Here is an 8807-nt window from a genome sequence, read left to right on the forward strand (position 1 = left end):
CGTTTGTCAGCCGTTTGTGGCCTGAGGTGTGGCTGGGTATAGCTGCTAGACAGTTTAGATGGTGAAATGGTGAGTTGTAAGATACCTCAAAGGTGGGGGGGAAATTATTTTGGGACAAGACATCACCTGCAACAGAGGCTTCCAAATCTGTTTTAAACGCCCCCTAACCCCGCTATCAACCGAAAAGACCGTCTCAGGCAAATCTACAGTCTGCACTGATAAGCGCCACACCAAAAGATCATTCCGTATCGCTTGGAGGCGTTGTTCGTCTTGTTTGTTTTTATCGCCCAAGTCTTTTTTGGGTTCGCTCTCTGTCATGTGGATGAAGAGGTTGCGCTCCACAAACCCCTTGTTTGAGGGCATCTTTTTAGCGGCAGAGGCCTTAAAGCCAAATGTGTTGTAGTATTCTATGTGGCGGCCTGACTGCGTTTGGAGGGTTCGAGCGACCTTTGTGCCTTTGGTGTAGCCTGCTTTGTATAGCTTCGCCTTCTCCTCATTGCGATCCAAGCCCTGAGTCTCATCTTCCAATATGGTTCCAAAGAACTCATTATCCGTACCTATGTAGCCATAGATGTTGGCTGGTGTTAGTGAAACTGAGTGTAGGGGGCGGTAGCAGAGTTTGCTTAACAGATTTAGGATAACGGTTTTGCCGCATTCGTTGTCGCCTACGATGTAGATGTAGGGGGTGGAGTCGATTTTTTCCTGTCTATAACTTAGCAAAACACAGGAAGATAAGACATCAACCCACTTAGGTTCCACATCTACAAACAAGTCAAACTCTACCCACACCCGATCAAACAATACCTCCACAGATTGTATGGGTGTGTTTGGGTTGTAGGTGTAGGGTTCGTAGGGGATTTCTTGATTGGTTTTGGGCAGAATTATTAGTTTCTCGTTTTTTGTTACTGAGTCATAGACCTCAAACGCGCCCTTGTTGTAGGTTAGGAAGGCGGGTTTGTCGTTTTGGTATATGGCTTCATAGTATCCTTGGTCGGATAGGCCGCAGTCTTTGCGAATAACGAGTTTACCCCCCACTTTCTCATTAGTGGCTTTGATTGTTATGATGTCGGCTAGCTTTTTTTGCAACTCAGGGGGCATTTTGCAACCCTTTACCTGTTGATATATTTCTAGTAGTCCTGTCCAGCCTTTTAGGTCGGGGTTATCTTTTCGGTTGGTGTATTGGTTGTGTACGTCTTTTAGAAAGCCTGCGGCATCGCTATCGTTTGTGTTTGTTGCACAGCAGAGGCGGCCGATTAGTTTGAGTGCTGAGTTTTTGGCGGTGTTTTGTTTTATGAACCACCTGCAAAATGCAGTGGTTAGATTATGCCTACTGCTCTCTGTCCAAACGGAGGTAAACACATCGTCTATCTGCTGGAGCGCTTCATCATCCAACTCGACAATATGCGGGGATGATTGATGTTGTGGTTGTTTTGGTGGTTGGGTGTTTTTCTTAGTGTGTTGGGTGTGGTGGGTTGTGTTGGGGTGTAGGTTGTGTTTTTGGCATAGGTTGTCGAAGAGTTGGTTAAAGTCGTCAATGGCGGCTATTTCGTCGGTGTTTTCTTGGAGTTTGTAGCCAAAGGAGGGTGCCATTATGCACATTTGGTGTTCGGTTAGCACTTCGACTTTGCAGGTGTGATGAACCGATTTTACGGTCTTTACTGGTTGGTGGCTCTTGAATAAAATATGGTATCCGCCATTAACTGTAAGTTCAAGTCTGGATTTTGGTAGGTCGGCTAATAGTTTTCTGCCGCACTCGACAGCCAAATCATGTTGCGCAAGCTTTACCTTATACTGCTTAAGCTCTTCCTCAAACTGTCGGGGAGTGGTTTGTTGTTGGTTGTTGGTTTGTTGTTGGTTGTTGGTTTGTTGTTGTTTGGGTTCTTTGAGGTGGGTTTTGGGGTCGAAGTTTACGGCGGTTAGGTAGTAGCCGTTTGGGTCTTGGTAGCCTAAGATTATGGCGAATCCGTTTTTGTTTGTCCAGTTTAGGTTTTGGAATTTTTCTTTGGTTTGGGGTTGTTTTATCCATTTGCCCCAGTTAGTAGAACTGTAGTCTTTGTTGTGGCATTCGGTTTGGGGGTCGGGTGTTTGGTGTATGTGTATGGGGATGATGGATGCGCCGTCTTCGTGCCATGCTTCTGCGGCGGCCCTTAGTTCTGCTAAATTAGCGCTGTTCGTCGTCATCTGTATCGCCGTCGCTTACGTTCTCATATTTTGAGATATGAGCTGTTAAGCATCTTTTTTCGGTTAGATTGTGTAGGGTTTGTCGGTTTGCTTGGCCGATGAGGACTCGTTTGCCTGCTTGGAAGTGGTGAATTTTAACTGTCTTCCCACTACTAGACAACACCAGTTCACCCACTATGGAAAATTTAGCAGTCACGCACAATCACCCTTGGCTGTTCTTTTGGATCGGTTTGTAGTGGTGGTTGTAGCTGACAGGCGCGTTTTTGTATGCGGTATAGATACTTGAACAGTTTACACCCTATAGTGGATAGGAGTGTATAGGTTATGTTCAATATGGCTATTTTGGGGGCTCTTTTATAGCAGAAATCGGTACTATTCATTTACAGACCTCCTTTGGGTGTTTGTGGTAAGGTTGGTGTCTATCTTTGCGGGATGGGGCACCAACTTTGTTTTTTTTAGGGTTTTTTGGTATGGATTTTGTTTTGTACAGATCGGTATAACACTTGGGGTAGGGTGGATAGTTTTTTAGAGAGGGGTCTGAGCAGACGTTTGTTAGTTGATCTACTTGAGATGTTACCCGACCAATCGTGACAGTTTTGCTCACGCGCTTTTCACCACTATAGTAAGTTTTGTAAATTTAAAAAGCCGAAGATTTCTGATTGGGTTTAGAGAATTTCCGCTTTTAATACTTACGAGTATATATTATAGGGAGAAGTGTGTGTTTTGTGCGGTGGGCGATTATATTGATATTCAATATTCAAAGGTATTGCCCATGTTTGTTAAGCCAAGTTGTTTGCAACTCTTTCTAAGAAACCCCGTAGATTTTCAATGAAGCAATAGCAGTCTTTTTCATCGATTTCCTTTAACAAAAGCCCTTTCTCATCACCCCAACTAAACGGAGCCGAGAGAAAAGTAACCTTTTTTGCCGCCAAATTCTGCCGATACCGCCCATAGAGCGCCAAAGTAAACCCAAGTTTCTCCACCACACAACTAAAGACCTCATCCAAAGAAACCCCAAACACCTTACCAATCAAATACACATCAAGAAAATCTCTCGCCTTAATCCCCTGACGCGTAAGAATCGCCCGAATCTTCTCAGCCAAAATCTCCCTAACATCATACACATCAAACCCTACTACCCCCATACACGCTTGATACTCAGAAAATAACAAAGCAAGCTCCTCTTGATTTTTAGAAATTACACTTCTCAACTCTACACTGTGGAAGGGATAACAAATTTTCTCTACAAAATTCATCTGAATCTTAAAAAAACTCTTACGATTAAAAATCTTCGACTGATACCAAACCTTAAACGTACAAATCTTATCCCCACCCGACAACTCCATAATCTCGATTATCCTTCAAACACTTAGAACCCGTCTTCAATAAGTTTTTAACTATTGGTGTATAAAAATTTGGTATGTATTCAGCTTGTGTGTTTTTATTAGAGTGACTATACATGAACCTGTGTATACAACCGTGGTTGTTGAGTAAAAACAGCATTAAAATTTAAATTCTAACGACATTTTCACTGAGAGCTGAATACATAGTGCGTCCGTAAAAGGTCGGGTTGGCACTGCCGGAAGCGGTCCCAGATTGATGAAACATCTGGGTGGCCAATCTCATTACCCAAAGCTGGAAAGCCTCGGGGACCAAAGCATTAGATGAAGCGGCTGTGCTCGAAGTCAGTGTATGAACACGAGCTGCAAGGCCATCATGGGGCATGGTTACGGCTAAACTGCAAACATTCCAAGCTCTTTGCCCTGATCAGCGGGGTGCGCGGGGTCCTGTGGACCAAAGACTGATTGACGCGCGCACGAGCACCCCTACAACCACATTGTATGTAGGTGGTTGTAATCATCGGAGCGCTCCAACGTGCCATCGGCACGCCAAAGAACTGTGTGGAGACCTAAACCCCATCAAGATGTCAACTCGGCTAAACGGAGAAACCCACCCTGGGAACAAACAAGATAAGGAAACAACTGTATGCAACCAAACACAAACATGACCAAAAAGATGGCAACGCTAGTTTCCAGAGGGACTCGGAGTCGCTATAGTAGTCTGAAGCAAGGAAACCTTGCTACATGGCGAAGGGCGACAGGCAACTCTACTGATAACTTGCAAGGGTATGCGTAATGCAAACTGCTCAAACAAGATTATCCATACTAAAACAAAAATCCGAACATGACCAAAACTATGAATTTAGTAGACTCTACAGAAATTTTTTCAACCCCGACTTCCACACGCGAGCCTACCAAAAAATCTCCTCAAAAGAAGGCAACCACACCCCCGGAATAGATAATAAAACCATTGACGGATTTATAGCCAAAAGACCATCCAAACCCTCATAGCCAAACTAAAAGCTGAGCGCTACCAACCCAAACCCAACAAACGCAAACACATTCCAAAAAAACGCGACAAAACACAAACCCGTCCCCTTGGTATCCCTTGCTTTGATGATAAGCTGGTTCAAGAAATCATACGCGAAATCTTAGAAGCCATCTATGAGCCGCTTTTCTGCGAAACCTCTCATGGCTTTAGACCCAATCACAGCTGCCAAACCGCTCTCTACCAAATCAAAACCAAAAACAGAGCCGCCACTTGGATAGTTGATGGGGACATCACCAAATTCTTTGACACTATTGACCACAATACGCTGCTAACTCTTCTGGCCAAAAAAATTAAGGACGGACGCTTCTTGGGGATGATTGAGCGTTTCTTGAAGGCGGGGTACTTTGAGTTTCACCAAGTGCACAACTCGCTCTCAGGTACTCCCCAGGGAAGCGGAGCTAGCCCCATCCTTGCAAACATTTACCTGCACGAGCTTGACAAGTACTGTGAGGAGCTCTCCAAACAATACACCCAAGGTAAAGCAAGAAAACGCAACCCCCAGTACCAAGCGCTCATCGATGAAAGGCAACGCGCGCTGAAAAATAATGATAAGCAAAAAGCAAAGCAACTGCTGAAGCAAATGCGAACAATACCGTCAAAAGATCTGTTTGATGAATCATTTACGCGAGTTAACTATTGCAGATATGCTGATGATGTGCGTCCAGAAGGGCTAACCGTAGATACTGTTGGCTCGTGGATTTATGGGAGTCTATCTTTGGCAAGATAGCAAAGAAAAGTGTCAACGACCAAAAAGGTCACTTTGACGTCATCGTTCTAACCCAAAAGGGAAACCCACATGGGGAACATAGCACGAACGAAAAGCCGCAAGTCGATAAACCATCCACTCGCGACTGAGCGGCAAGACGTAACGTTGCAAACAAGGGATAAAACTATACTGTTTCAAGGGCAGTCCAAAGCGAGATAGCAAACTCGACGGCATACGATGGCTACACCTGCCGCCTGACAGAGCAGACATGTAAAGTCGTCACATCTCTGCATGATACTTCTGTCAGCTAACCGCCATAAGCGGAAACGGACGAAAACCCACTCCGAAACTGCACGCTCCACCCACATGTCTAACTGGAGAGAACCTAACCCCGAACGCCAAATGGCTATGCGTAAGCCGCAAGGCGCAAATTCCAAGACCAAATCAAGGAAGAGACGCTGAATATCGGGTATCGGTTGCGGAACCCCCATAGTAGTCTGAGAATGGGAGACCCATTCACGCGGCGAAGGGGGGGGGTAGGATATCAACCAAACATTAAGGAATAGTGCGAGAGGCATTGAGAAGTCCCCAAAATGTATTGGAAAGCCTAACTACAAAGGCAAAGAAATCAACCTACAAATATGAAAGACTCTACAGAAATCTCTACAATCCCCAATTCTATCTCTTAGCCTATCAGCGCATACAGAAAAACCCCGGCAACATGACTCCCGGAGCCGACCACAAAACCCTTGACGGTATGAGTATAGCCCGTATTGAATCCCTTATTGAGAAAATACGCGATCACAGCTATCAACCAACTCCTGCAAAACGCATCTATATCGCCAAATCTAATGGTAAGCAACGACCGTTGGGCATACCCTCGGTGGATGATAAACTGATTCAGGAGGTTCTGCGGCTCATTTTAGAGAGCATCTATGAACCGACCTTTAGCTGTCATTCCCATGGGTTTCGACCCAACAAAAGCTGTCATACTGCTCTAAGAGAGATTCAGCGTTCCTTCACTGGTACCCGGTGGTGGATTGAGGGCGACATCAAGGGCTGTTTTGACTCCATTGATCACCATGTGCTTATCGACACCCTGCGCAAACGTATCTCAGATGAGTGCTTTCTAGATTTGATCTGGAAATTCTTGCGTGCGGGCTATTTGGAACAGTGGACATACCATAACACTTACTCCGGAACCCCGCAGGGCTCGATTCTTAGTCCCATCCTCTCAAACATCTATCTCAATTTGCTAGATCAGTACCTGACTAAATATGCAGATCAGTTCAATTGTGGCAAATCTCGCAGTGCAAATCCTGCGTATATCAAAGCACAGATAGCATACCTAACCAAACAGCGGCAACTAGAGAAAACCAAAGCAGACCTGTCACAAGAACAGAAAGACCGCTTAATCGCGGAAATCAAAGAGTTGCGCCGCATCAAACTATCGCTATCATCCAAAAATCCCCTTGATGAGACCTTTAAGCGTATATCTTTTTGCAGGTACGCCGATGATTTCGCCGTGGGGGTTATTGGAAGCAAACGTGATGCAGAGCAGATTAAACGTGATATAGGGATTTTCATCACTCGGAGTCTTTGTATGGAGATGTCTGTGGAGAAAACCCTAATCACTCCTGGATATCGGGCGGCTCGCTTTTTGGGCTATGATTTGCGGATTCATAGGCGAGGTCACATTAAGCGTTTCAAAGCTGGACAATTTAAGCGTATCAATCAAGACTTTACTAAGCGTATTGGTAGTGGTAATGTGGTTCTCTATGTTCCCCGCGAGAAGTGGTTAGGACGGCTCTTGAGTTATAAGGCTCTTGAGATTGAGTTTGATAAGCAAAGAGGTCAGGGTGAGGTTTGGAAGCCTATCCATCGTAACTGTATGCTAAATTCAGATGACTTAGAGATTGTGCGTCAATACAATGCTGAGATACGAGGATTGTACAACTATTATCGCTTGGCTAGCAATGCGTCGGTGTTAAACAAGTTCTATCATATTATGAAGGGTAGTATGCTTCGAACGTTTGCTTGTAAGTATCGGGCTCATGTCAGTAAGGTTGCCTCTAGATATCGGGAGGGGAAGGATTTTGTGGTGAACTACTCCACTAAGGATGGTATGGGCAAAGCTGTATTTTATAATGGTGGGTTTTGTCGTAATACGCGTGTGGGGCGGGTGGATCCTGATATTGTGGCTCGGGTCTGGACGAACTATAGCCGGTGTAGCTTGATTAAGCGGTTGTTGGCTGGACGGTGTGAGGTTTGTGGGATTGAGGATGTAGCTTTGGAGGTTCATCATGTGCGTCGGTTGCGTGATTTGTTGGGGCGGAAGCAGTGGGAGATTAGGATGATTGCGCGTCGGCGCAAAACTATGGTTCTTTGTGTTTCTTGCCATGGCAGGTTGCATGCTGGAGTGTTAGACTGATGTCTAGAGAGCTGTGGTACATCGAGAGGTGTCTGCCCGGTTCGGAGGGGAGCTTTCGGAAACCTACCGCCGAAAGGCGATAAGGCGCCGGGGGTTTACCCTACTGGCTTTTAGGTTTGTCTGGAAGTAAATCTGAAGCTCAAGACATCAAAGTTGAACTATCCAAGTATCTCCAAAGCGAACTTAAGATGCGTCTCTGCGAAGAGAAAACCCTAATCACCCATGCTAGAAGTGAGCGTGCTCGCTTTTTGAGCTATGATATAGAGGTTCTACATGCGAATTCGCAGCATGACCGACGCGGACAAAGAACTATCAATGGTACGATTGGATTACGAGTGCCCAAAGATAAGATGCAGGCAAAGATGTGTAAATATATGACTAAAGGTAAACCGATTCACAGAGCAGAGTTGATACATTGCTCGGACTTTGATATAGTTAGTCGTTTTCAGTCTGAGTATCGCGGTTTTGTGCAATACTATATGCATGCCTACAATGCCTATCATATGTATGCTGTTAAGCGGGTCATGGAAGTTTCGTTGGCTAAGACGTTGGCTTGCAAGCATAGGACGACAGTAAATAAGATCTTTAGGAAGTATAAGGTGACGGCTGAGACGCGTGATGGAGTTTATAGAGTTTTGCAGGTGCGTGTTGAACGTGAGGGGAAGCGGGCTTTGGTTGCGCAGTTTGGCGGTATAAAGTTAGCTCGTAATAATGATGTGGATATTGATGAGGCTCCCAAGGAGGTGTTTCATACAAGGTCGCAGTTAGTTGATCGTTTGTTGCGTAACTGTTGTGAGTTGTGTGGGGCTGACGTTCAGGGGGTTGAGATGCATCATGTGAAGAAGCTTAAAGATTTGAGTCGGAGTGGGCGTCGTTATAAGCCTGAGTGGATGAAGCGTATGATTGCTATGCGTCGTAAGTCGTTGGCTGTTTGTGTTGAGTGTCATTATAAGATTCACTCGGGTTTGTATGATGGTGTTTGTGTTTGCTGATTTTGGCTGCTGGAAAGCGGAATGAACAGGAAACTTTCACGTTCCGTTTGGGGCGAGGGGGTTGGAAAAGTGCTGACGACAGTAACTCGCTGGCCTCCCACGCCAC

The 8807-nt window shown here is 45.3% G+C and carries 9 protein-coding genes; 4 read left to right on the forward strand and 5 right to left on the reverse strand.

Annotation, left to right across the window (positions count from 1 at the left end):
• Window positions 1-54: 54 nt before the first annotated feature.
• The 4 genes from FWF39_RS11025 to FWF39_RS11040 form a co-directional block, all read right to left on the reverse strand.
• Window positions 55-2181, reverse strand: coding sequence for a hypothetical protein (locus FWF39_RS11025; protein WP_343383493.1), 2127 nt, complete (start codon window positions 2179-2181; stop codon window positions 55-57).
• Window positions 2162-2377 (reverse strand): hypothetical protein, encoded by a 216-nt coding sequence (locus FWF39_RS11030; protein WP_343383494.1) that lies wholly within the window; start codon window positions 2375-2377, stop codon window positions 2162-2164. The genes FWF39_RS11025 and FWF39_RS11030 overlap by 20 nt, the downstream gene beginning before the upstream one ends.
• Window positions 2367-2561, reverse strand: a complete 195-nt coding sequence (locus FWF39_RS11035) for a hypothetical protein (protein ID WP_343383495.1) — start codon at window positions 2559-2561, stop codon at window positions 2367-2369. Before FWF39_RS11035 ends, FWF39_RS11030 begins: the two co-directional genes overlap by 11 nt.
• A gap of 399 nt (window positions 2562-2960) precedes the next feature.
• Entirely contained in the window at window positions 2961-3527 is a 567-nt protein-coding gene (locus tag FWF39_RS11040) for a nucleotidyl transferase AbiEii/AbiGii toxin family protein (RefSeq protein ID WP_343383496.1), read from the reverse strand.
• A 789-nt stretch (window positions 3528-4316) separates the two neighbouring features.
• Here FWF39_RS11040 and FWF39_RS11045 point away from each other — a divergent pair.
• Window positions 4317-4532, forward strand: a complete 216-nt coding sequence (locus FWF39_RS11045) for a hypothetical protein (protein WP_343383497.1) — start codon at window positions 4317-4319, stop codon at window positions 4530-4532.
• 92 nt (window positions 4533-4624) lie between these two features.
• Window positions 4625-5299 carry a reverse transcriptase/maturase family protein gene (locus FWF39_RS11050; protein WP_343383501.1) on the forward strand — a complete coding sequence of 225 codons (675 nt, stop codon included), beginning with the start codon at window positions 4625-4627 and terminating at the stop codon, window positions 5297-5299.
• A gap of 173 nt (window positions 5300-5472) precedes the next feature.
• Here FWF39_RS11050 and FWF39_RS11055 read toward each other — a convergent pair whose 3' ends face one another.
• Window positions 5473-5856 carry a hypothetical protein gene (locus FWF39_RS11055; RefSeq protein WP_343383498.1) on the reverse strand — a complete coding sequence of 128 codons (384 nt, stop codon included), beginning with the start codon at window positions 5854-5856 and terminating at the stop codon, window positions 5473-5475.
• Here FWF39_RS11055 and FWF39_RS11060 point away from each other — a divergent pair.
• On the forward strand, window positions 5856-7709 hold the full coding sequence (locus FWF39_RS11060) for a reverse transcriptase domain-containing protein (RefSeq protein WP_343383499.1): 1854 nt from the start codon (window positions 5856-5858) through the stop codon (window positions 7707-7709). The genes FWF39_RS11055 and FWF39_RS11060 overlap by 1 nt on opposite strands.
• A 116-nt stretch (window positions 7710-7825) precedes the next feature.
• On the forward strand, window positions 7826-8701 hold the full coding sequence (locus tag FWF39_RS11065; RefSeq protein WP_343383500.1) for a group II intron reverse transcriptase/maturase: 876 nt from the start codon (window positions 7826-7828) through the stop codon (window positions 8699-8701).
• Window positions 8702-8807: the final 106 nt, after the last annotated feature.

Origin of the sequence: Candidatus Bathycorpusculum sp. (assembly GCF_009778815.1) — an archaeon.
In the GTDB taxonomy this organism is placed as follows: domain Archaea; phylum Thermoproteota; class Bathyarchaeia; order Bathyarchaeales; family Bathycorpusculaceae; genus Bathycorpusculum; species Bathycorpusculum hydrogenotrophicum.

Bases quoted from the DNA above. Each gene is read 5' to 3' on its own strand.
- FWF39_RS11025 (WP_343383493.1), bottom strand. From the start codon at position 2,181: ATGACGACGAACAGCGCTAATTTAGCAGAACTAAGGGCCGCCGCAGAA.
- FWF39_RS11035 (WP_343383495.1), bottom strand. From the start codon at position 2,561: ATGAATAGTACCGATTTCTGCTATAAAAGAGCCCCCAAAATAGCCATA.
- FWF39_RS11040 (WP_343383496.1), bottom strand. From the start codon at position 3,527: ATGGAGTTGTCGGGTGGGGATAAGATTTGTACGTTTAAGGTTTGGTAT.
- FWF39_RS11045 (WP_343383497.1), top strand. From the start codon at position 4,317: ATGCAAACTGCTCAAACAAGATTATCCATACTAAAACAAAAATCCGAA.
- FWF39_RS11055 (WP_343383498.1), bottom strand. From the start codon at position 5,856: ATGCCTCTCGCACTATTCCTTAATGTTTGGTTGATATCCTACCCCCCC.